Origin of the sequence: Stenotrophomonas sp. MH181796 (assembly GCF_009659995.1) — a bacterium.
GTDB classification, from domain to species: domain Bacteria; phylum Pseudomonadota; class Gammaproteobacteria; order Xanthomonadales; family Xanthomonadaceae; genus Stenotrophomonas; species Stenotrophomonas riyadhensis.
Map to the genome: position 1 here is coordinate 291,232 of NZ_RAHU01000002.1, position 23,521 is coordinate 314,752.

General features: G+C 67.1%; 19 protein-coding genes. 8 read left to right on the forward strand and 11 right to left on the reverse strand.

Features of this window, described 5'->3' with window-relative positions; all coding sequences use genetic code 11:
* Window positions 1-10: 10 nt before the first annotated feature.
* The 4 genes from secD to queA all read right to left on the reverse strand — a co-directional run bounded on the left by secD (window position 11) and on the right by queA (window position 4,703).
* Entirely contained in the window at window positions 11-1,867 is a 1,857-nt protein-coding gene (secD, locus tag D5301_RS05075) for a protein translocase subunit SecD (protein ID WP_153855029.1), read from the reverse strand.
* Between the two features lie 61 nt (window positions 1,868-1,928).
* Entirely contained in the window at window positions 1,929-2,273 is a 345-nt protein-coding gene (gene yajC, locus D5301_RS05080; protein WP_014036867.1) for a preprotein translocase subunit YajC, read from the reverse strand.
* A 134-nt stretch (window positions 2,274-2,407) separates the two neighbouring features.
* The gene (gene tgt, locus D5301_RS05085; protein WP_006434331.1) at window positions 2,408-3,538 is read right to left on the reverse strand and encodes a tRNA guanosine(34) transglycosylase Tgt; all 1,131 of its coding nucleotides are present in this window, start codon (window positions 3,536-3,538) and stop codon (window positions 2,408-2,410) included.
* A 97-nt stretch (window positions 3,539-3,635) separates the two neighbouring features.
* Window positions 3,636-4,703, reverse strand: coding sequence for a tRNA preQ1(34) S-adenosylmethionine ribosyltransferase-isomerase QueA (gene queA, locus D5301_RS05090; protein ID WP_153855030.1), 1,068 nt, complete (start codon window positions 4,701-4,703; stop codon window positions 3,636-3,638).
* A gap of 210 nt (window positions 4,704-4,913) precedes the next feature.
* Between queA and D5301_RS05095 the strand changes: the two genes are divergently transcribed.
* Entirely contained in the window at window positions 4,914-6,410 is a 1,497-nt protein-coding gene (locus D5301_RS05095) for an aminotransferase class III-fold pyridoxal phosphate-dependent enzyme (RefSeq protein ID WP_153855031.1), read from the forward strand.
* Window positions 6,411-6,628: 218 nt separating this feature from the next.
* Window positions 6,629-7,222, forward strand: a complete 594-nt coding sequence (locus D5301_RS05100) for a TIGR00730 family Rossman fold protein (protein ID WP_010484495.1) — start codon at window positions 6,629-6,631, stop codon at window positions 7,220-7,222.
* A gap of 19 nt (window positions 7,223-7,241) precedes the next feature.
* Here the strand turns inward: D5301_RS05100 and D5301_RS05105 are convergent, their stop codons facing one another.
* On the reverse strand, window positions 7,242-10,085 hold the full coding sequence (locus D5301_RS05105) for an EAL domain-containing protein (RefSeq protein ID WP_153855032.1): 2,844 nt from the start codon (window positions 10,083-10,085) through the stop codon (window positions 7,242-7,244).
* Between the two features lie 247 nt (window positions 10,086-10,332).
* On the opposite strand from D5301_RS05105, the gene D5301_RS05110 reads away from it, so the two are divergent.
* The 5 genes from D5301_RS05110 (at window position 10,333) to D5301_RS05130 (ending at window position 14,521) form a co-directional block, all read left to right on the forward strand.
* A complete protein-coding gene (locus D5301_RS05110) occupies window positions 10,333-10,851 on the forward strand; it encodes an RNA polymerase sigma factor (protein WP_229298213.1) in 519 nt (172 codons plus the stop codon).
* Entirely contained in the window at window positions 10,848-11,855 is a 1,008-nt protein-coding gene (locus D5301_RS05115) for a hypothetical protein (RefSeq protein WP_153855033.1), read from the forward strand. The genes D5301_RS05110 and D5301_RS05115 overlap by 4 nt, the downstream gene beginning before the upstream one ends.
* A 40-nt stretch (window positions 11,856-11,895) precedes the next feature.
* Window positions 11,896-12,492, forward strand: a complete 597-nt coding sequence (locus D5301_RS05120; protein ID WP_153855034.1) for a YigZ family protein — start codon at window positions 11,896-11,898, stop codon at window positions 12,490-12,492.
* Complete coding sequence (locus D5301_RS05125) at window positions 12,485-14,257, forward strand: ABC transporter transmembrane domain-containing protein (protein WP_153855035.1); 1,773 nt, start codon at window positions 12,485-12,487, stop codon at window positions 14,255-14,257. The genes D5301_RS05120 and D5301_RS05125 overlap by 8 nt, the downstream gene beginning before the upstream one ends.
* Window positions 14,258-14,326: 69 nt before the next feature.
* The gene (locus D5301_RS05130; RefSeq protein WP_049466425.1) at window positions 14,327-14,521 is read left to right on the forward strand and encodes a hypothetical protein; all 195 of its coding nucleotides are present in this window, start codon (window positions 14,327-14,329) and stop codon (window positions 14,519-14,521) included.
* A gap of 265 nt (window positions 14,522-14,786) precedes the next feature.
* Here D5301_RS05130 and D5301_RS05135 read toward each other — a convergent pair whose 3' ends face one another.
* From D5301_RS05135 to D5301_RS05145, 3 genes are all read right to left on the reverse strand, one after another.
* Complete coding sequence (locus D5301_RS05135) at window positions 14,787-15,911, reverse strand: prephenate dehydrogenase (RefSeq protein WP_110711995.1); 1,125 nt, start codon at window positions 15,909-15,911, stop codon at window positions 14,787-14,789.
* Entirely contained in the window at window positions 15,908-16,816 is a 909-nt protein-coding gene (gene pdxY, locus D5301_RS05140; protein WP_153855036.1) for a pyridoxal kinase, read from the reverse strand. The genes D5301_RS05135 and pdxY overlap by 4 nt, the downstream gene beginning before the upstream one ends.
* A gap of 583 nt (window positions 16,817-17,399) precedes the next feature.
* Window positions 17,400-18,599: an MFS transporter gene (locus D5301_RS05145; protein WP_153855037.1), complete on the reverse strand. Its 1,200-nt coding sequence runs from the start codon at window positions 18,597-18,599 to the stop codon at window positions 17,400-17,402.
* 72 nt (window positions 18,600-18,671) lie between these two features.
* Between D5301_RS05145 and D5301_RS05150 the strand changes: the two genes are divergently transcribed.
* Window positions 18,672-19,469 carry a helix-turn-helix transcriptional regulator gene (locus D5301_RS05150; RefSeq protein WP_153855038.1) on the forward strand — a complete coding sequence of 266 codons (798 nt, stop codon included), beginning with the start codon at window positions 18,672-18,674 and terminating at the stop codon, window positions 19,467-19,469.
* Window positions 19,470-19,569: 100 nt separating this feature from the next.
* Here D5301_RS05150 and dnaJ read toward each other — a convergent pair whose 3' ends face one another.
* From dnaJ to grpE, 3 genes are all read right to left on the reverse strand, one after another.
* On the reverse strand, window positions 19,570-20,694 hold the full coding sequence (gene dnaJ / locus D5301_RS05155) for a molecular chaperone DnaJ (protein ID WP_153855039.1): 1,125 nt from the start codon (window positions 20,692-20,694) through the stop codon (window positions 19,570-19,572).
* Window positions 20,695-20,848: 154 nt separating this feature from the next.
* Window positions 20,849-22,774 (reverse strand): molecular chaperone DnaK, encoded by a 1,926-nt coding sequence (gene dnaK, locus D5301_RS05160; RefSeq protein WP_093999974.1) that lies wholly within the window; start codon window positions 22,772-22,774, stop codon window positions 20,849-20,851.
* Between the two features lie 182 nt (window positions 22,775-22,956).
* On the reverse strand, window positions 22,957-23,472 hold the full coding sequence (gene grpE, locus D5301_RS05165) for a nucleotide exchange factor GrpE (protein ID WP_032128290.1): 516 nt from the start codon (window positions 23,470-23,472) through the stop codon (window positions 22,957-22,959).
* Window positions 23,473-23,521: the final 49 nt, after the last annotated feature.

Sequence of the window (23,521 nt, forward strand, 5' to 3'; positions counted from 1 at the left end):
TGTCGTCCCGTCAGATGGCCACGTTCTGGAGCTTCTTGCGGCGGCCGTAGATCAGCGTCGCCAGCGCACGCGACACGGTGATCGCGGTGAACATGGAGGCGAAAATACCGATGATCATGGTCAGCGCGAAGCCCTTCAGCGGACCGGTACCGAATGCGAACAGCGCCACACCGACGATCAGGCCGGTCAGGTTGGCGTCGAGGATGGTGCCCGAGGCACGCTCGTAACCGGTCACGATCGCGGTCTTGCCCGGCACGCCGGCACGCAGCTCTTCACGGATACGCTCGTTGATCAGCACGTTGGCGTCCACCGACAGGCCGACCGACAGCGCCAGGCCGGCGAAGCCCGGCAGGGTCATGGTCGCGCCGAACAGCGACATCACCGCCACCACGATCAGCAGGTTGAACAGCATCGCGATCGAGGTGATCACGCCGAACATGCGGTAGTAGACGCTGAAGAACACCAGGGTGAACAGGAACGCGAACACCACCGCGCGCATACCGTTCTTGACGTTCTCGGCACCCAGGCTCGGGCCGACCACGCGCTCTTCGACGAAGTCCATCGGCGCGGCCAGCGAGCCCGACTTCAGCAGCTTGGCCAGGTCCTCGGCTTCCTTCTTCTGCAGGCCGGTGGTCTGGAAGTTCTTGCCGAACACGCCGTTGATGTTGGCCACCGAGATCACTTCCTCGTTGACCTTGAAGCCACGCACTTCCTGGCCGTCGACGACGGTCACGGTGGGCACGCGCTCGGTGTAGACCACCGCCATCGGCTTGTTCACGTTGGCGCTGGTGAAGTCGAACATGCGCTGGCCGCCGACGTTGTTCAGCGTCACGCTGACCGCCGGGGAACCGCTGTTCGAATCGGTCACCGCCTGTGCACCGACCATCTGGTCGCCGGTCACGATCACGCGCTTGTTCAGCAGGATCGGGCCACCGCCATCACGACGCTGGTAGACCTTCGCTTCCGGCGGAATGCGCCCGGAGTTGATGGCGTCCTGTGCATTACCGTCCACCACGGCCCGGTATTCCAGGGTGGCGGTGGCGCCGATCATGCGCTTGGCTTCGGCGGTGTCCTGCACGCCCGGCAGCTGCACGACCACGCGGTCGGCACCCTGGCGCTGGATGATCGGCTCGGACACGCCGAGCTGGTTCACGCGGTTGCGCAGGGTGTTGATGTTCTGCTCGATGGCGCCATTGGCGATCTGGGTGATCTCGGTTTCCGGCACGGTCACCGTGATGCGGTTGCCGCTGACGTCGTAGCCGAGGGTCGGCTGCGCCTTGACCAGCGCGGCGCGGGCACGCTGCGGTGCATCGTCACCGGCAGACGGGCTCAGGTTGGCCACGATGCTGCTGTCAGCGCGGCGTTCCACCGACTGGTACGGGATGCGCGCATCACGCAGGGTGCTGCGCACGTCTTCGGTGTAGGCATCCAGGCGCTTGTCCAGGGCGGCCTTCTGGTCGACCTGCAGCACGAAGTGCACGCCGCCCTGCAGGTCCAGGCCCAGCACCATCGGACGACCGCCGAGGTTGGCAAGCCAGTCCGGCACGGTCGAGGCCAGGTTCAGGGCCACGGTGTACTTCTCGCCGATGGTGTCACGCAGGGCGTCGCTGGCAGCGGACTGCGCCTTCAGGTCCGGCAGGCGGACAATCAGGCTTTCCCCTTCCTTCTCGACACCGATGGTGGTGACACCGGCCGTCTTCAGGTCGGCCAGCACACGGTCGCGCAGCGCATCGTCGATCTGGCCGCCACGGTTGGCGGTGATCTGGAGGGCCGGGTCCTTCTGGTAGATGTTGGGCAGCGCGTACAGCGCGCTGAGCGCCAGTACGATCAGGATGACGACGTACTTCCAGCGTGGAAATTCGAGCATTGCTTGGGTCCCGCGCGGCGCCATCCCCGGCGCCGCGGTTGTGCATCGGAAAGGGAGTGGCTTACTTGGCCGAATCCAGGGTACCGGTCGGCAGCACGCTGCCAACAGCGCCCTTCTGCACGCGGATGCGCACGTTCTCGGCCACTTCGATGGTGATGAAGTTGTCGCCGATGTCGGTGACCTTGCCGGCGATGCCGCCATTGGTCAGCACTTCGTCACCACGCTTGATCTTCTCCAGCATGGACTTGTGTTCCTTCTGCCGCTTCATCTGCGGGCGGATCATCAGGAAGTACATGATGGCGATCAGGATGATCGGGAACAGCAGCGTGGTCAGGCCCATGCCCTGCGGTTGGCCGCCGGCGGCCTGGGCGTGGGCGGCGGGAATCAGGAAGGCAAGCAGGTTCATCGTTGGTCCTTTGGTTGGGCGGCGCTCCGGCCCTTTCACGGGCACGGGGTGTCGACCGCGGATCTGGGTCAGCCTTGAAGTATGCCACGGCCCCGGGCGTTCGTCCTTGGGCCGTTTGGCAGGGGGTGTTCGGGTTACAGGGGGGGGGCTACCGCCCCGCGTGCCGCGTAGAAAGACTCACGGAAGGCCAGGAAGGTTCCCGCTTCGATCGCCGCACGGATGTCGGCCATGAGCTTTTCGTAATAGAACAGGTTGTGCAGGGTGCCCAGCATCGGCGCCAGCATCTCGTTGCAGCGGTCCAGGTGGCGCAGGTAGGAACGGGTATAGCCACCGGTGCAGGCCACGCAGCCGCAACCCGGCTCGATCGGGTCCATGTCGCGCGCGTACTGGGAATTGCGGATGCGGACGGTGCCGAACGAGGTGAAATAGTGGCCGTTGCGGGCGTTGCGGGTCGGCATCACGCAGTCGAACATGTCCACGCCACGTGCGACACCCTCGACCAGGTCTTCCGGCCGGCCCACACCCATCAGATAGCGCGGACGGTCGCCCGGCAGTTCCGGGTCTAGGTGGTCGAGCATGGCGTTGCGCTCGTGCTCCGGCTCGCCCACGGCCAGGCCACCGATGGCGTAACCGTCGAAGCCGATCGCCTGCAGGGCCTCGGCCGAGCGGCTGCGCAGATCGGTGTGCACGCCGCCCTGGACGATGCCGAACAGGGCCGCGTCGTTGCCCAGCTCGTCATGCGCATTGCGGCTGCGCTGGGCCCAGCGCAGGCTCAGCTCCATCGAGCGGCGGGCGACGTCCTCGGTGGCCGGGTACGGGGTGCACTCGTCGAAGATCATCACCACGTCCGAATCGAGCACCTTCTGGATCTTCATGCTCTCTTCCGGGCCCAGGAACACGCGGGCACCGTCGGTGGGCGAGGCAAAGGTCACGCCCTGCTCGGTGATCTTGCGGCGGTGGGCCAGCGAGAACACCTGGAAGCCGCCGGAGTCGGTCAGGATCGGGCCGTCCCAGCGGCAGAAGCCGTGCAGGCCGCCGTGGTCGGCAATGATGTCCAGGCCCGGGCGCAGGTACAGGTGGAACGTGTTGCCGAGGATGATCTCGGCGCCCAGCGCACGCACCTGGTCCGGCAGGATGCCCTTGACCGAGCCATAGGTCCCCACCGGCATGAAGGCCGGCGTTTCCACCGTGCCACGCGGGAAGGTCAGGCGGCCACGGCGGGCACGGCCGTCGCGGGTCTTGAGCTGGAACTGCAGTCGGGACATGGAGCGGTCATTCAGGCAAATAGTTGCCTATTGTCTCCCAAGAAGGCGTGCGCACCAAGGTGCACACCCACAGGGGACCCTGCCCTCCCAGGCTGCACTACCCCGCCTGCGGGAACAGCAGCATCGCGTCGCCGTAGCTGAAGAAGCGGTAGCGCTGCTCGATCGCGTGCTGGTAGGCCTCGAACACGCGCTCCTTGCCGGCGAACGCGGAAATCATCATCAGCAACGTGCTTTCCGGCAGGTGGAAGTTGGTCACCATCGCGTCGACGCTGCGGATGCGGTAGCCCGGGGTGATGAAGATCTGCGTCTCGCCGGCGAACGGCAGCAGTTCACCCTCGCGCATCGCGCTTTCCAGCGCGCGCACCACGGTGGTGCCGACGCCGATCACGCGGCCGCCGGCGGCGCGCGTGCGCCGCACCTGCTGCACCAGCTCGGCACCGACATTCAGCCACTCGCGGTGCATCACGTGGTCCTTCAGGTCATCGGCACGCACCGGCTGGAAGGTGCCGGCACCCACGTGCAGGGTGACGTGACCGAAGTCCACGCCCTTGTCCTTCAATGCGGCCAGTAGCGGTTCGTCGAAATGCAGGCCGGCGGTCGGTGCCGCCACCGCGCCCACTTCACGCGCGAACACGGTCTGGTAGCGCTCGCGGTCATCCACACCCGGCTCGCGCTGGATGTACGGCGGCAACGGCAGGCGACCGGCATGCAGCAGCCACTGCTCCAGTGATTCCGGCACATGGAACTGCAGCACGTAGAACTCGCCATCGCGGCCCAGCACCTCGGCTTCGCCGCCTGCGTCCAACGCGATGCGGCTGCCGGCCTTCGGCGATTTGCTGGCCCCCACCTGCGCGCGGGCCTGCTGGGCGCCCAGCAGGCGCTCGATCAGGACCTCCACGCGGCCGCCGCTGGCCTTCTGCCCGAACAGGCGCGCCGGGATCACCCGGGTGTCGTTGAACACCAGCAGGTCGCCGGGCTGCAGCAGTGACGGCAGGTCACGCACCTGCAGGTCGGTGAACGCGGCGGGGGCTTGCGGCACCAGCAGCAGGCGGCTGGCGGAACGTTCGGCCAGGGGCGCCTGCGCGATCAGTTCAGCCGGCAGGTCGTAGTTGAAATCGGACTTCTTCAAGGCGGTGGGCGGCAACAGGTCGACAATGGCGCGCATTGTACGTCCAGCGTCTGCGAGCCGGCGCGCTTCGCGGCGAACGTCGCGCAAAATGCTGCTATGCAGCAGGTTTCTGCGGGGTTATCGCGCAAAAAAACAAGTGCTAGCATCGAACCGGAAGTCCGCTGCACGAGCCTGCCCCAAGCGCGCGTGATGACGCGCGTTTTGCTTTTGAAGACCCGTGCGACCCATTGTTTCAGGAGATCTGCAATGAGCTTCATCGAACGCCTCGCCCCCCTGCGCAACCAGCCCGGCACCCGCCTCACCTCCGGCCTGGACGATGCCACCCTGACCGCCCTGTCCGCCAACCATCCGCAGCTGATCGCCGCGGTGGATGCCGCCGCCGAGGAATTCGCGCGCGTGCAGGCCGACCTGGGGCCGCTGCTGGCGCAGGACGAACAGGCGCAGATCGACGCGATGCAGGACGGTTTCGTCAATTTCTACGCCGATGACGCGGTGACCCCATACGTGGCACTGGCCGCGCGCGGCCCGTGGGTGGTCACCCTGAAGGGCGCCGTGCTGTACGACGCCGGCGGTTACGGCATGCTCGGCTTCGGGCACACCCCGGATGCCGTGCTGGAGGCGATGGCCCGCCCGCAGGTGATGGCCAACATCATGACCCCCAGCCTGTCGCAGCAGCGTTTCATCACCGCCCTGCGCGCCGAGATCGGCCATCGCCGTGGCGGCTGCCCGTTCACCCGTTTCATGTGCCTGAATTCCGGTTCAGAGGCCGTTGGCCTGGCCGCGCGCATCGCCGACGTCAACGCCAAGCTGCAGACCGACCCGGGCGCCCGCCACGCCGGTGCTGCGATCAAGCGCGTGGTGGTCAAGGGCAGCTTCCATGGACGTACCGACCGCCCTGCCCTCTATTCGGATTCCAGCCGCAAGAGCTACATGCAGCACCTGGCCAGCTACCGTGGCGAAGACTCGGTGATCACCGTGGCGCCGTACGACGAAGCCGGCCTGCGCAAGGTGTTCGAGGATGCCGCGCGCAACCAGTGGTTCATCGAGGCAGTGTTCCTGGAGCCGGTGATGGGCGAAGGCGACCCGGGCCGCTCGGTGCCGCCGTCGTTCTATGCCGTGGCCCGCGAACTGACCCGTGCCCATGGCAGCCTGCTGCTGCTCGACTCGATCCAGGCCGGCCTGCGCGCGCATGGCGTGCTGTCGGTGGTCGATTACCCGGGCTTCGAAGGCCTGGACCCGCCGGACATGGAGACCTACTCCAAGGCGCTCAACGCCGCGCAGTACCCGCTGTCGGTGCTGGCGGTGACCGAGCATGCCGCGCAGCTGTACCGCAAGGGCATCTATGGCAACACGATGACCAGCAACCCGCGTGCGCTGGACGTGGCCTGTGCCACCCTGGCCCAGCTGACCCCGCAGGTGCGCGCCAACATCGCCGAGCGTGGTGCCGAGGCCGTGCGCAAGCTGGAACAGCTGAAGAACGAGCTGGGCGGCCTGATCACCAAGGTGCAGGGCACCGGCCTGCTGTTCTCCTGCGAGCTGGCTCCTCAGTTCAAGTGCTACGGCGCCAACTCCACCGAAGAATGGCTGCGCCAGCACGGCATCAACGTGATCCACGGCGGCGAGAACTCGCTGCGCTTCACCCCGCACTTCGGCATGGACAGCGAGGAGCTGGACCTGCTGGTGGGCCTGGTGGGCCGCGCCCTGCGTGAAGGCCCGCGCCGCGAGCAGGCCGCCGCGGCGTAAGCCTCGTTCTTTGTAGGGTCGAGCTTGCTCGACTGCACTTCGTTCAGGTAACGCGATAGTCGAGCAAGCTCGACTCTACTGAACGAATAACAGCCGAGCGCGGCGCGGCTCTACAGGCAGCAACCACGAAGGTCCATAATCCATAGACACCCCGTCCCTGACCGCCCTGCGGTCGGCGACGGGGCGTTTTCGTTTCCGGCCAAGAGACAGGAAGATCCATGAAATCGATCTGTGTGTACTGTGGTTCCAACGCTGGCAGCAAGCCGGCCTATACCGAACGCGCCATTGCACTGGGTGACCGCATCGCCCGTGATGGCCTGCGCCTGGTGTACGGCGGTGGCAACGTCGGCCTGATGGGAACCGTGGCCAATGCCGTGCTCGCCGCCGGCGGCGAGGTGACCGGCGTGATTCCGCGCCAGCTGGCCGACTGGGAAGTGGCCCACCGCGGCCTGACCGAACTGGAGATCGTCGGTTCGATGCATGAACGCAAGTCGCGCATGTTCGACCTCGCCGATGGCTTCGTCACGCTGCCCGGCGGCTTCGGCACCATGGAAGAGATCTTCGAGATGCTGACCTGGCGCCAGCTGGGCATCGGCAACAAGCCGTGCGCGTTCCTCGACGTGGAAGGTTTCTACGCCCCGCTGATCGGCATGATCGACCGCATGGTGGAAGAGCGCTTCCTGCACCCGGACCAGCGCCAGGACCTGTGGTACGGCTCGGACATCGAAGCGATGCTGGAGTGGATGAAGAACTACCAGCCGGCGCAGGCCTCGAAGTGGATCGACGAAAAGCGTCGCGCCGCCCTGCGCTGATGCTTCCCTGCGCGGCGGCTCAGACCGCCGCGCAGCCCCGCGGTGCGGGCCGCCCCAGCAGATAGCCCTGGCCGTAGTCGCAGCCGAGTTCGCGCAGCGTCTGCTGCTGCGCCTCGGTCTCGATGCCCTCGCCGATGGTCTCGATGCCCAGCGTGCGCGCCAGCGACAGCACGCCCTCGACCAGCGCGCGCGTGCTCTGCACTTCCGGCCCATGCAGGCCGGCGATGAAACTCTGGTCGATCTTCAGCGTACTGATCGGGAAGCGGTGCAGGTAGGACAGCGCCGAGAAGCCGGTACCGAAATCGTCCAGCTGCACCTGGATGCCGCGCTCGCGCAGGCCCTGCAGGATGCGCAGGGTGTGCGGACCATCATCCAGCAGCGCCACCTCGGTAATTTCCAGGCGCAGTCGCTGCGGATCCGCACCATACTCGTCCAGCAGGCCGAACAGGCGGTCGCTGAACTCCGCGGAGCGGAAATGGCGCGGTGACACGTTCACCGATACATAGCTGTGCCCGCCTTCGACCAGGCCGGCGATGACCTGCTCGTAGATCAGCCAGTCGACCTGTTCGATCAGGCCGCTCTCCTCGCCCAGCTCCAGGAACGCGCCAGGCAACAGCAGCCCACGGCGCTCGTGCTGCCAACGCAGCAGCGCCTCGTGACCCACCACCTCGCCATCGGACAGGCGCACGATCGGCTGGTAGAACGGCACGAAGTCGCGGTTGTTGATCGCACGGCGCAGGTCGGCTTCCAGATCAAGGCTGCGCATGGCCTGCTCGCGCATGTCCTCGTCGAATATCGCGCAGCGGTCGTGGCCCTGCGCCTTGGCCCGGTACATCGCAGCGTCGGCATCACGCAGCAGCTCTTCGCCGGTGCGGTAGCGGGGGTTCCACAAGGCGATGCCCAGGCTGCCGGACGGGAACAGTTCGCGCCCGGCGATCCACATCGATTCCTGCAATGCCAGCAGCAGGCGCTGGCCAAAGTCCAAGGCCTGCGCCAGGCCCTGCGGGCATTGCAGCAGCACCGCGAATTCGTCGCCGCCCAGCCGGGCCACCACGTCCTCGGTGCCGGCCATCGACACGATGCGCTTGGCCACTTCCACCAGCATGCGGTCGCCGGCGGCATGGCCGATGCTGTCGTTGACCAGCTTGAAGCGGTCCAGGTCGAGGAACAGCACGGCGAACACCGGGCCGCCCTCGCGCCGGGCCAGCGCCAGCGCATCCTGCAGGCGATCCAGCAGGTGCAGGCGGTTGGGCAGGCCGGTCAACGCATCGTGCATGGCCTGGTGGGTCAGGCGCTGTTCGGCGCGCAGGCGCTCGCCGATCTGGCCGAGCAGTTTTTCGTTGACTTCGGCCAGTTCGCGGGTTCGCTCTTCCACGCGCTTCTCCAGCTCGGCGTGCGCCGAGCGCAGCCGCTGCTGGTCACGCTGGCGGGCCAGCCCGGTGCCGATGTTCTGCGCGACGAAGGTCAGCAGACGCTGATCGTGCACGCTGAAGGCGCTGCTCTCGCTGTAGCTCTGCACCACGATCGCGCCAACTACTTCGTCGTCGCGCAGCAGTGGCACGCCCAGCCAGCAGTGCGAGCGCGTACCGGATTCGCGCACTTCGCCGCTGGCCAGCAACGCGTCGATCTGCCCACGCGAAGCCAGCAGCGGGCGCCGGTTGCGTACCACGTATTCGGTCAGGCCACGGCTGAACGGTCGCGGCGCGCGGCTGGCGTTGTGTTCGTCCACCGAATAGACGAAGTCCAGGCCGTTGCCGGCAGGGTTCACCAGGGCGATGTAGAAATTGCGAGCGTCGAGCAGGCGCCCGACCACCCCATGCACCTGTCCGTAGAACTGGGCCAGGCTGTCGGCCGACATCGCCATCTCGGCGATGTTGTACAGGGCGGTCTGCAGCTGTTCGGCGCGACGACGCTCGGCCACCTCGTCCTGCAGACTGTGGTTGGCGCGCTGCAGTTCCTGGGTGCGCCGCGCCACCTGCTGTTCCAGCCGCACCTGCGCCTGGCGCCGGTCCATCGCGGTCTGTACGTGCTGCGCAACGAAGCCCAGCAATGCGCGCTCGGCCTCGCCATAGCGGGCCGCCTGTTCATAGCTCTGAACCACGATGGCACCGCATACGCGGCCATCGCGCAGCATCGGCACACCCAGCCAGTCCAGGCTTTCCGGGCCGCGCTGCGGGTCGTGTTCCTGCTCCATCACCTGCGCCAGCAGCTTGCGCGAGGGACCACTGAGCGGCCTGCCATGACGCAGCAGCGCCACGGTCAGGCTGCGCGGCATCTCGCTGGCGTCATGGCTCTGCGTGGGATCGGCGACGAAGTCGTCCACCTGATCGGCGAAGTACAGGAAGCGTATCTGGTCGCGCACGTCGTCGTACTCGACGATGTAGCAGTTCTCCGCATACATCAGCGTGCCCAGAACGCCATGCACGTGGCGCAGCATCTCGGGCATTTCCAGGTCGGCACCGGCCAGATCGGCAATCTGGAACAACGCCTGCTGCAGCCGCTCGGCCTCTTCCAGCGCCTTGATCTGGCCGGCCTGGCGGCCGCGCTGCAGCGCCAGCTCCATCGCCTGCCGGGCCACCCCCCACCAGGCCGGCGAAGGCGCCGCTCCGGCCACCGACAACAGCAGCCGAGCACCGTCGTACTCCCAGCCATGCTGGCCATCGCCGGTTCCCGGCTCCGCGGCCACGTGGCCGGCAACTGCCGGCGACGGCCAGCCGCCCTGGCCACGGCCAAGCTGCGGGTCGTCCCAGCCGACGCGGACCACGGCCGTTTCCGGCAAAAGCGCATGCAACGCGCGCACCAGCGCCGTGCTCAGCACAGCCTCGTGTGGTGGCTCTTCCGCCGGTTCAGCATGCGTGGACAAATGACAATCTCTTGGCGCCGTCTGTGCGTCGCCTCCCCTGAGCCGCCGAGCATAGCGCGCCACCCGGGGGGCAATGGAAGCCCGTAAACCCCGAATCGTGCGCCCGTACGTTTTTCCTGATGACCGTAGCCCCTTCCGAGCCATGACCCTCGCCCTGCCCGCCGCCGCCACCGGCTATGCGCCATCACCTGCAGGCCTTACCCTGTACGCCGTGGAAGCCAGCGCACTGCCAACCGATGAAGCCTTGATGCTGGCCTGGGCCGGTGGTGACCTGCGTGCCTTCGAAAGCCTGTATGCGCGCCATCGCAAGCGCCTGTTCGGCTTCCTGCTGCGGCAACTGCGCGACAACGCGCTGGCCGAAGAGATCTTCCAGGACGTCTGGCAACGGGTGATCAGCGCCCGCGCCGGCTGGCAGCCCGAGGCCGCGTTCAGCACCTGGCTGTTCCGCATCGCCCACAACCGCCTGAACGACCATTGGCGCGCCGCCCGCCATCGCCCCGCCGCGCCGGCCGACGCCGATCTGCGCCTGGCCGCAATCGAGGATGGGCAGACCCCGGAAGCGGAGCTTTCCGAATTCGAACAGCGTCGCCGCATCCAGCTGGCGATGGAACAACTGCCGCCGGAGCAGCGCGAAGTGCTGCAACTGCGGCTGGATCAGGAACTGAGCCTGGAGGAGATCGGCCAGATCACCGGCGTAGGCCGGGAAACCGTGAAATCGCGGCTGCGCTATGCGATGGACAAGCTGCGTGCGGGATTGAACGCATGAACCGAGACGAACCGCTGACGCCGGAAGAACGCGAGCTGGCCCGCCTGCTCGGCCATCGCGCCGAACAGGCACCGCCAGCTGCCCTGGATGCCGCCATCCTGGCTGCGGCCCGCGCCGCCGTGGACGCTCCGTCCGCCGATGCCGCCGCCTCGCCGGACGCCGCGCGCGCGCGACGCGCGCGCCCACGCTGGCCGGCGGTGTTCGGTATCGCCGCCTCGATGGTCTTCGCAATCGGCATTGCCTGGCAGCTGCGCCCGGAGCCGCCCCCGGTTCCTGCCGGTGAGGCCGCTGTTGCCGCGGCACCGGCGGCCGCCGACGTCTCCACCGCCGACCAGGCTGCTGATAGCGGTGCGGCCGACAGCGCGGCTGCGGCGCCGGCCGCCGCGCCGACCGCACCGCTTGCGCCCCCGAAGACGGCTGCAATCCCGGCCGCCGATACCCCCGCACCTGCCATCGCGCGCTTGCGCCAGCCTGCCCCGGCGCAAGCGCCTCCAGCGCCGGTGCGGGCCGCACCATCGATGGCCGCAGAAGCCGCCGCCGATACCGCGTTCGCAGCGTTGCCGCCGCCACCAGCCGCGGCACCTCCTGCGCCGCCGGCCCCTGTTGCGTACTCGGCACCGGCCCCCACCTTGCCGGCTCCGGCTCCTGCAGCCGCATTGAAGGCGCGTACGGCGGCGGCACCGGTCGCCAACGCCGCCGACGTCGACGCCGAACCCGCCGTGATGCAGGACCGGGTCGAGATCACTTCGATGAAGCGCGAGGCGACCCGCCGTTCCGCGCCCGGCGTCATGCAGCGCAACAGCGATGCGGGCCTGAGCGCGGATGCGGTGCAGGCTGAAGTAAGCGCGGATGCACGCCTGCCGCGCCGGCAATGGCTGGAAAAGATCCGCGAACGCCGCGATCAGGGCCAGCGCGACCTCGCCCGCGCCAGCCTGGAACGCTACATCCAGCAGTACCCGGAATCGCGTCTGCCGCGCGACCTGCGCCCGCTGCTGGACGACTGAGTGCCACGGAAATCGGCAGCAACACCGTAGAATGGTGGGAATGCCCGATACCCTCGCCCAGCCGGTCAGCCACACGCTGGAAATCAAGCACAGCCGTTTCATCGCCCATGCCACGCTGATCGATGGCCCCGCAGCGGCGATGGCGTTTCTGCAGCAGGTCGCGGTGGTCGATGCCACGCACAACTGCTGGGCCTACCGGCACGGGCAGGACTACCGTTCCAGCGACGATGGCGAGCCCGCGGGTACCGCTGGGCGGCCGATTCTTGCCGCCATTGATGGGCAGGGCTTCGACCGGGTGATGGTGGTGGTGACGCGCTGGTTTGGCGGCATCAAGCTCGGTGCAGGCGGCCTGGTACGCGCTTATGGCGGCGCTGCGGCCGAATGCCTGCGCACCGCGCCACGCCTGCCGCTGGTCGCCATGTCCCGCCTGCAGCTGCTGGCTGGTTTTGAAGACCTGGGCACCTTGCATGCTGCCCTGCCCGCCTTCGGGGCCGAGAAGCGCGATGAACAGTTCGATGCCAATGGCGTGTGCCTGCGGGTCGAATTGCCCGCCGATCAGGTCGACGCATTGAAAATCCGCCTGCGCGACGCCACCCGTGACCGTATCCGCATACAAGACGACGACCAGGATGACTGACAAGGACGACGCTCCCGCTTCGACCCCGCCGCTGCGCCGCCTCGGCAGCCTGCGTGCGCTGTGGCCGTTCGTGCGCCGCCACAGTGGCCTGTTCACAGCCTGGCTGCTGGCCCTGGCGGTGTCTTCGGCCGCCACGCTGAGCCTGCCTCCGGCGGTGAAGCAGATGATCGATCACGGTTTCAGCAGCGGTGGCCAGATCAACCGCGCTTTCGCCCTGCTGATGCTGGTCGCGGTGGTGATGGCGCTGGGTACCGCCGCGCGTTTCTACTTCGTATCGCTGCTTGGCGAAAAGGTCGTGGCCGACCTGCGCAGCCAGCTGTATGCCCACCTGATCCAGCTGGGCGCGGGCTTCCACGACCGCAGCCGCAGCGGAGAACTGGTCTCGCGCCTGACCGCGGACACCGAACTGCTGCGCAGCGTGGTCGGCTCGACCATGTCCGTGGCGCTGCGCAGCACGGTCACCGTCATCGGCAGCCTGGCAATGCTGTTCGTCACCAGTCCGCGGCTGGCCGCATGGTCGCTGCTCGGCATTCCGCTGGCGGTGCTGCCGATCATCATCGGCGCGCGCAAGCTGCGCACGGTCGCACGCAACAGCCAGGACCGCATCGCCGATGCCAACAGCCTGGCCAGTGAAACCCTGGGGGCGGTGCGCACGGTGCAGGCACATGCGCGCGAGCCGTACGAGCGCGGACGCTTCGACAAGGCTCTCGGTGATGCCATCGGCGCCGCCCGTCGCCGCATCGGCGCACAGTCGCTGGTCACCGCCAGCGCCATCCTGCTGGTATTCGGCGCCATCGTCGGTGTGTTGTGGCTGGGCGCGCACGACGTCATCGACGGCCGCCTCAGCGCCGGTACGCTGGGCCAGTTCGTGCTGTATGCACTGATCGGCGGCGGCTCGGTGGGCGCACTGGCCGAAGTATGGAACGAGCTGCAGCGCGCGGCCGGCGGCATGGGCCGCATCGGCGAACTGCTGCAGGAAGACATCGAGATCCGTGCGCCGGCACAGCCGCACGCGTTGCCGCAGCCCTTGCGCGGCGAGATCCAGTTCAATGATGTGGTGTTCCACTATCCGCAACGCCCGGACCAGGCTGCGCTGGACCACTTCAACCTGCACGTGCGTCCGGGCGAGACCGTGGCGCTGGTGGGTCCGTCGGGGGCGGGCAAGAGCACCGTGCTTTCGATGCTGCTGCGCTTCCACGACCCGGCCGATGGCCGCATCTGCGTGGATGGCATCGACGTGCGCCAGGTGGACCCGGCCGAGCTGCGCGCGCAACTGGCGCTGGTGCCGCAGCAGCCCACCCTGTTCGCGGCCAGTGCGCGCGACAACATCCGCTATGGCCGCCTGCAGGCCAGTGACGCCGAAGTCGAAGATGCCGCGCGAGCGGCCGAGGCCGATGGCTTCCTGCGCGCGTTGCCGCAGGGCTACGACAGCGAGCTGGGAGAGCGCGGTGCCCGCCTGTCCGGCGGCCAGCAGCAGCGCGTGGCAATTGCCCGTGCACTGCTCAAGGACGCGCCGATCCTGCTGCTGGACGAAGCCACCAGCGCGTTGGATGCGCAGAGCGAGCACAGCGTGCAGCAGGCGCTGGAGCGGCTGATGGCCGGCCGCACCACGCTGGTCATCGCCCACCGCCTGGCCACCGTGCTCAAGGCCGACCGCATCGTGGTGATGGACCAGGGCCGTATCGTCGCCGAGGGCACGCATGCGCAACTGCTGGCCGAAGGTGGCTTGTACGCTGAACTTGCACGCCTGCAGTTCATCGATTGATGACGGCCGGCTAACGTCGACGGGACCAAGCTGGCGGCGAACAGCAGCATCCGTTGAAGGAGGTGCACGATGTCGTTCCGTCAGTTCCCTGCAGTGGACAGCAATGGCGAAAGCCACATCATCATCGAGTTCAAGCCCGAGGCGAATGGCAGCGGGCATCACTCTGAAGCCACGCCGCGTTACGAGCTGGATGACGGGCGTCATCTGGTTCGCAATGGCCGCGAATTCACCACCAGCGGCGGCGAACTGCGACTGACGATCTGAGGTTCGCCGGGCATGGCCCGGCGCTACCGGATTCCGTATCGCCCCGCTCTGGTGGGTGTCGACCTTGGTCGACACGCCTTTTGCCTCTGGTAGGTGTCGACCTTGGTCGACACGCCTTTTTGCCCAAGGCGGTCGAGGATGGCTCGACTCTACAAAAGGCGTGATCATTTTTTGGCCAGGCATCTTGACAGCCTTGCCTGGCAAGGCCTGCACAAGGTTATCCACACGTTTGCTCAGAATCCATCCACACCGCCTGTGGATGAATTCAGCCCAGTACCCGCCCGATGCCGCTGGCGTCCACCTCGGCCGCCGCCCGGGCGATCGCTGCAGCATCGCTGCCGGCCACGAATCCGATACGGAAATGCACCTCACCGCCAGGCGTCCGCGAGGAGTGGATCGAGGCCAGGCTGATGTGGTGCTGCTCGAACACGTTCAGCAGCTCACGCAGTGAACCCGGCCGATCCTCCGGCAGGTGCACCGACAACGCATTGCGCTCGGTCAGGTCGGCCAGCAGATAACCCACGCGTTCAAAGGTGTAGTTGCCCTCGGCCACGGCCTGCTCACCGAAGGCACTGCGGTTGGCCGACAGCAGCTGCTCGCGGAATGCACCACGCGCACGGTCGTCGCCCTGCCCGACCTGCGCCTGCAGCGCCTGCAGCTGGCCGACCAGCCGCTCCAGCATCGGCGCCACGTACGGGTTGCCGAACTGGATGTCTTCGTAGATCGCCGGGTTCAGCGACAGGATGCGCGAAATGATCGCCGTATCCAGCTCGAACGACGCCGAGCGGTACGGCATCATTGCGGCCAGATCGCCCAGCTGTGGCTGGTACTGGCGCAGTACACCGGCCTGGGCCAGGTGGGTGGCATGCACCATCGCCTGTACCAGCGCCATCATCTGGTCGTGGTGCTGCGGCGTGGCCCGCACGCACTCGGCCTGCAGCGCCGTGCACAGCGTATCGACCCATGGCTGCCAGTGTTGCAGCCGCGCTTCGCAGACCACCATCACCCGGCCCTTCAGGGTCGGCGCCTTGGGGGGCGCAGTCATCGGGTGCAGGCCGACCACTTCTGCCTGCGAACCCAGCATCGCCTGCACCGGCGCTTCCTTCACCGAGGTCACGTCCAGCCACAACCTGCCCCGCTCGCGGCCTGCCGACTGCTGCACGTACTCGGCAATCAACGCCGGCGTATGCCGGATCGGCGCCGAGAACACCAGCACATCAGCCTGCGCCAGCAGCTGTTCCGGCGTATGCGAATCCGGATCGGCCGGATCGTGGCCGATCACCTGCAGCTGCATGTGCTGCTGGAAGAAACGGGTCAGCCAGCGCCCATAGGCGCCAGCACTACCGACGATACCGACCGTGCGCGGCGTGCGTTCGTGCAGACCGCTCATGCCACGCGTTCGGCACGGAAGCGCGTGCCTTCGGCCAGCGCGGCAGGCGCCGCCGCGATCACGTCGAATTCTTCGAAGCCGTTGTCCAGAGTCGCTTCCAATGCCGCATGAGTACCGGCAATCGCACGCGAGATCACCTGCTGCATCGATTCACCTCGCAACAGGAACGACACCACCAACGACATCAACACGTCACCGGTGCCAGCCACGTCCACCGGCAGCAGCGGCGAAGTCCAGCGCCAGGTCTCCTCGCGACCGACCGCCAGGGTCACCAGCTCACCCGGGTTACCGCCCACGCTGTGCGCGATCACCCAGTGCGGGCCACGGTCCAACAGCGTGCGCGCGGCGGCGATGGCATCGGCCTCGGCCAGTGCCGGCATGCCGGTCAGACGATTCAGTTCGAAGGCGTTCGGGGTCACCAGCCAGGCATGAGGCAGCAATCGCTCGGCGAAGATCGCCTCCAGGCCCGGTTCCACGTAGGGGCCGGTATGGGTGTCACCGATCACCGGGTCCAGGCAGTAACGCAACTGCGGGCAGGCCGGCAGGATCTCGCCCAGCCAGTCTGCGAAGGCGGCACCGTTGGCGGTGCTGCCGAAGTAGCCGGAAACCAGCATCTTCGCCCGCTGCGGCAGGCCGCGCTCGTGGGTGCCCAGCAGCAGGTCGGCGAACCAGTCGGCGGGCAGCACGCGGCCGCGGGTGGTGTCGTAGAACGGCGCGTTGCTGAGCAGCACGGTCGGGATTTCCGCGACGCGCACGCCCAGCGCGCGCATCGGCGGAACGGCGGCGCTGTTGCCGGCGTGACCGTAGACGAGTTGCGACTGGACCGAGATGACATCGATCGGCGACGGACCATCGGGCCGCTGGCGGCGGCCGTGGACCAGGTGGTTATCAAGGGATTCGCTCATGCCCGCATTCTACGCCCAAGGGAGTTTTCGGCAGGGCTTGCAGCCCTGCACCTGCTCAATGCAACGGCAACCGCAACGGCCGAAGCCAAAGCGGCATTCCGTGGGGTGGCGGGGCGGTGTCGGAGTGCGGGGACGCCGCAAGTACGTCCTTGTAGGCTTGGCAGCGGCATCCATGCCGCTGACACCCCGCAAACCCACAGTGCCCCGCCTTCGACAGGTTCACACGGCTGTTGGTAACTGCGGCTGTTGTTCCGCGCGGCTGTTGGTAGGTGTCGACCTTGGTCGACACATCTGTCAGACATCGAATGAGTCATCCACGCATGGCGTGGATCTACCGTGTCGACCAAGGTCGACACCTACCAGAGCAGTAAGCCGTTCCGGCAGATCACGGAAAACTGTCGAAGGCGGGGTGGGTCCGGTTGCAGGGGTGTCCGCCGCATGGATGCCGCGGCCAAGCCCCCAGGGATGGGTTTACGGCGTCCCCTGCAACCGGACCCACCCCGCCAACCCACGGATAGCCCGCTTCTGCTGTTGACGTTGCCTCTGCGGGTGCAGGGCTGCAAGCCCTGCAAACCCAACCCCCTCAGTGAGCAGCAGGCCGCGACGGCGGCAGCCACGCCGCCACGATGCCGAGCAGCGGCAGGAACGCGGTCAACTGGTAGACGTACTCGATGCTGGTCTTGTCCGCCAGCAGGCCCAGCACAGCAGCGCCCAGCCCGCCCATGCCGAATGCGAAACCAAAGAACAGGCCGGACACCATGCCGATGCGGTGCGGCATCATCTCCTGCGCGTACACCACGATCGCCGAGAACGCCGACGACAGCACGACGCCGATCAGCACCGCCAGCACGGTCGTCCACAGCAGATCAGCATGCGGCAGCATCAGCGCGAACGGGGCCACGCCCAGGATCGAGGTCCAGATGATCGGCTTGCGGCCGATGCGGTCACCCAGCGGGCCACCAAGGAAGCCGCCGGCGGCGGACGCTACCAGGAACGCGAACAGATGCAGCTGGGCCTGCGCCACCGGGATGCCGAAGTGGTGGATCAGGTAGAAGGTGAAGTAGCTGCCGATGCTGGCCATGTAGAAGTACTTGCTGAAGATCAGCACCAGCAGGATCGCCAGTACCTTGGCCACGGTGCGCGGCGGATGCCGCGGCGCCATCGCAGCCGTGCTGACCGGTCGAGGCGTACCCAGATGCAACGCGTACCAGCGACCGACATAGGTCAGCAATGCGATGCCGATCAGGGCAGCACCGGCAAACCACGATGCAGCGTGCTGGCCATACGGCACGATCACTGCGGCGGCGATCAACGGGCCCAGCGCTGTTCCGAAATTGCCACCCACCTGGAACACCGACTGCGCGAAGCCGTGACGGCCGCCCGAGGCCAGTCGCGCGATGCGCGAGGCTTCCGGATGGAAGATGGCCGAGCCAATGCCGACCATCGCCGCCGCCATCAGCACCACCGCGTAGTTCGGTGCGAAGCCGAGCAGCAGCATGCCGCACAGGGTCGAGGCCATGCCGATCGGCAGCGAGTACGGGGCTGGGCGACGGTCGGTGGCCATGCCGATCAAGGGCTGGAAGATCGAGGCGGTAAGCTGGTAGGTCAGCGTGATCAGGCCGATCTGGGTGAAGCTGAGATTGAAGCCGCCCTTGATCACCGGATAGATGGCCAGGATCAGCGACTGCATCATGTCGTTGACGACATGCGAGGTGGAGATGGCGGCCAGCACGCCGGGGGCCACCGGGCGTGAGGTCGTTGCGGGAGAAGCCAGGGTCGACATGGACACAGTCAGGTTGGGGGCGAGCCACGCATGCTACGGTGGGCTCCTCCTCCCTTCTGCCGCGTTCGGGTCATGGCATATCGCAAAAAGGACACTCCCTGCCCGGTCCGCGAGACTGCGCCGTGGAACGAGGTTCCGGTGCACCGCCCGGTGACCTGCCGCGCCCGCCACTACAAACCCGGCACCCACATCGCGCCCCACCGGCATCGCCGTCACCAGCTGGTGTTCGCCATGTCCGGACTGATGGTGGTGCGTGCGGACGGCGGCCGCTGGGTCGTACCCTCGACCCGCGCGATCTGGGTGCCGGCCGGCATGGCGCATGCGGTGGACTGCATTGCCGAAGTACACATGCGCAGCCTGTACGTGGAGCCGGATTTCGCGCCCCATCTGCCGGACGAAGCGTTCGCGGTGCAGGTAGCGCCGCTGCTGCGCGAACTGCTGCTGGCCGCCAGCCTGATAGAGACCGCACACGAAGAGGACAGCCGGGATGGCCGCGTGGTGCGCCTGCTGCTGGACGAGCTGCACCGCATGGACGTGCTGCCGCTGCACCTGCCCTCGCCCACCGACCCGCGCCTGCAGCGGATCTGCCAGCACATCCAGAAGCATCCCGGCGACGACGCCACCCTGCTGGACTGGGCGCAGGCGCTGCAGGTGGACGTGAAAACCATCCAGCGTCATTTCGCCAGCGAACTGGGCATGACCTTCGGGCAGTGGCGGCAGCAGGCGCGGCTGCTGGCCGCCCTGGAGCGACTGGCGGTCGGCGACAAAGTCATCGATGTCGCGCTGGCGATGGGTTACGACAGCCCCAGCGCGTTCACCAGCATGTTCAAGCGGCAGCTGGGGCAGACGCCGGCGGCGTTCTTCCGCTGATCCTTTGAACGGCATCCACGCATGGCCTGGATCTACTGCACCACAAACGACAACGCCGGGCATGGCCCGGCGCTATCGTTCATCGCTTCCGTCGAAAAACTCAGGACGTCATCCGGTCCCAGAAGCCCTTCACGCCATCCATGAAGGTGGCCGACTTCGGCGAATGCTTGCGTGCTTCCTCGCCGACGAAGGTGGCCTCGAACTGCTCCAGCAGCTTGCGCTGCTCGTTGGTGAGGTTGACCGGGGTCTCCACCACCACACGGCAGTACAGGTCGCCCTCGTTGCGGCTGCGCACCGAACGTACGCCCTTGCCACGCAGGCGGAACAGCTTGCCGGTCTGGGTCTCGGCCGGGATGCGGATTTCCGCTTCGCCGCCGAGGGTCGCCACGCGCACGGTGTCACCCAGCGCCGCCTGCGAGATGCGGATCGGCACTTCGCAGTGCAGGTCGTCGCCATCGCGCTGGAAGATCGCATGCTCGCGCACGCGCACTTCCACGTACAGGTCACCCGGCGGCGTACCGGCCGGGCCGGCCTCGCCCTCGCCCTGCAGGCGGATGCGGTCGCCGGTATCGACGCCCGCCGGCACCTTCACCGACAGCACCTTGTCTTCCTCGACACGGCCATTGCCGTGGCAGGTCTTGCAGGGCTTGGCGATGATCTGGCCGCGGCCGCCGCAGTTGTGGCAGGCCTGCTGCATGGCGAAGATGCCGCGCTGGATGCGCACCTGGCCGCGGCCATGACACACATTGCAGGTCTCGACCTTGCCGTCCTCCGAGCCACTGCCATCGCAGTCGCCGCACTCGGCCAGGGTCGGGATCTCGATCCGGCGCTCGACGCCGCGCACGGCCTCTTCCAGGTCCAGTTCCATCACGTAGCCGATGTCGGCGCCGCGACGGGCCTGGCGCGGACCACCGCCACCACCGCCAAAGATGTTGCCGAAGATATCGCCGAAGATATCGTTCATGTCCGGGCCGCCCGGACCGCCACCGCCCATGCCGTGCTCGAACGCGGCGTGGCCGTGGCTGTCGTACATGCGGCGCTTGTTGCCGTCGGACAGCACTTCGTAGGCTTCCTTGCACTCCTTGAAGGAGGCTTCGGCCGCCGCATCACCCGGGTTGCGGTCCGGGTGGAACTTCATCGCGCAGCGACGGTAGGCCTTCTTCAGCTCGTCGTCGGTGGCGGTGCGGGCAACGCCCAGCACTTCGTAGTAATCGCGCTTGCTCATATCGTGAATCGGGTTCCGGAAAGTCGGGATTCGTCAAAGCGGAAGAGCGGAACCAGGTCCGCTCTTGCGTCGGGCGCCCCGACACGCCGGTGGGCGGTCAGGACCCTGATGCGACAACGGGACGCTGATGGCCAGCGTCCCGTGTCGGTCCGGATCAGGACTTCTTGTCGTCCTTGACTTCGGTGAACTCGGCGTCCACCACGTCATCCTGCGGCTTGCCCGCATTGCCGGCGTCGGCACCCGGGGCGGCACCGCCCTGGTCGGCCGAAGCGGCGGCGAACAGCGACTGGCCGGCTTCTTCCAGTGCCTTCGACTTGGCTTCGATCTGTGCCTTGTCGTCACCCTTCATCGCGGTTTCCAGGTCGGCCAGCGCCGCCTCGACCTTGCCGATGACATCGCCGCCGACCTTGCTGCCGTGCTCGGTGATGGCGCTGCGGGTGCCGTGGATCAGGGCGTCGGCCTGGTTGCGGGCCTGCACCAGTTCCTGGAACTTCTTGTCTTCTTCGCGGTTGGCTTCCGCGTCGGCGACCATGCGCGCGATCTCTTCCTCGGACAGGCCCGAACCGGCCTTGATCTCGACCTTCTGTTCCTTGTTGGTCTTCTTGTCCTTGGCCGACACGTGCAGGATGCCGTTGGCGTCGATGTCGAAGGACACTTCCACCTGCGGCAGGCCACGCGGGGCCGGTTCGATACCGGACAGGTCGAACTTGGCCAGCGACTTGTTGAAGCGGGCCTGTTCGCGCTCACCCTGCAGCACGTGCACGGTCACGGCCGACTGGTTGTCCTCGGCGGTGGAGAACACCTGCGAAGCCTTGGTCGGGATGGTGGTGTTCTTCTCGATGATCTTGGTGAACACGCCGCCCATGGTCTCAATACCCAGCGACAGCGGGGTCACGTCCAGCAGCAGCACGTCCTTGACGTCGCCGCCGAGCACGCCGCCCTGGATCGCAGCACCCAGTGCCACGGCTTCGTCCGGGTTGACGTCCTTGCGCGGTTCCTTGCCGAAGAACTCGGTCACCGCCTGCTGCACCTTCGGCATGCGGGTCTGGCCACCGACCAGGATCACTTCGCTGATGTCGCTCGAACGCAGGCCGGCATCGTTCAGGGCGACGCGGCACGGCTCGATCGACTTCTTGATCAGGTCTTCCACCAGCGCTTCCAGCTTGGCGCGGGTCAGCTTGATGTTCAGGTGCTTCGGACCCGAGGCGTCAGCGGTGACATACGGCAGGTTCACTTCGGTCTGCTGGGCGCTGGACAGCTCGATCTTGGCGCGCTCGGCGGCGTCCTTCAGGCGCTGCAGGGCCAGCGGATCCTTGCGCAGGTCGATGCCCTGGTCCTTGTTGAACTCTTCAACCAGGTACTCGATGACGCGGTTGTCGAAGTCTTCGCCGCCCAGGAAGGTGTCGCCGTTGGTGGCCAGCACTTCGAACTGCTTCTCGCCGTCGACGTTGGCGATCTCGATCACCGAGACGTCGAAGGTGCCGCCGCCCAGGTCGTACACCACGATCTTGCGATCCTTGTTGTCACCCTTGTCCAGGCCATAGGCCAGCGCGGCCGCGGTCGGCTCGTTGATGATGCGCTTGACGTCCAGGCCGGCGATGCGGCCGGCGTCCTTGGTCGCCTGGCGCTGGCTGTCGTTGAAGTAGGCCGGCACGGTGATGACCGCTTCGGTGACCTTCTCACCGAGGAAGTCCTCGGCGGTCTTCTTCATCTTCTCCAGCACCTTGGCCGAGATTTCCTGCGGGGCCATCTTCTTGCCGTCGCTGGTGGCCACCCAGGCGTCGCCATTGTCATGGGCCAGGATGCTGTACGGGACGTGGGCGATGTCCTTCTGCACTTCGGCGTCGGTGAACTTGCGGCCGATCAGGCGCTTCACCGCATAGAAGGTGTTCTTCGGGTTGGTCACGGCCTGGCGCTTGGCCGAGGCGCCGACCAGGACTTCGCCGTCCTTGGTGTAGGCGACGATCGACGGGGTGGTGCGATCGCCTTCCGAATTCTCGATGACGCGGGCCTTGCCGCCGTCCATGATCGCCACGCACGAGTTGGTGGTGCCGAGGTCGATACCAATGATCTTGCCCATGGGGGAGACTCCTGAGGATGCTTGTTGGGGTCAGTCCGGCCGCTCGGCCGGTGGATGAATACGATGTGGGGGAGGCTCGTGGAACATTCAAGCCATCTCCCGAACGCTGTGTTCAGCGCCTGGAAAACCTTGCCAGGCATGGCCTGGCACGACCGGGACCGGGCATCGCCCGGCCCGGCCGATCAATCGGCGGCCACCACCACCAGCGCCGGCCGCAGCAGGCGCTCGTTGAGCAGGTAGCCCTTCTGGAACACGGTCACCACGCTGCCCGGGGCGGCGCCCGGGGTCGGCACCTGGCTGATCGCCTGGTGGTGTTCCGGGTTGAACGGCTGGCCGATCGGGTCCAGCAGGACCAGGCCATTGTCGGCGGCGACCTTCAGCAGCTGCTTGTAGGTCAGCTCCAGGCCTTCGCGCAGCGGATGCGGGTCGTCGCCCGCGGCCTTCAGGCCGGCATCCAGGCTGTCGAACACCGGCAGCAGCTCGCCCAGCAGCTTCTCGTTGGCGAACTTGCGGGCCTGCTCGATGTCACGGGCAACGCGCTTGCGCTGGTTCTCGAGGTCGGCGCGCTCACGCAGCGCATCGGCCTTGATCTGCTCGACTTCGGCGCGCAGGCGCTCCACTTCGTCGTTGACGCCGGCGGCGGCGGCCGCATCGGCGGCCGTCTGCTGGGATTCGATATCTGGATGTTCGTGGTTCATGTCTGGGTCCCTGGCGGTCAATCTCCGCCTCCACCCACCCTAGTGTGGG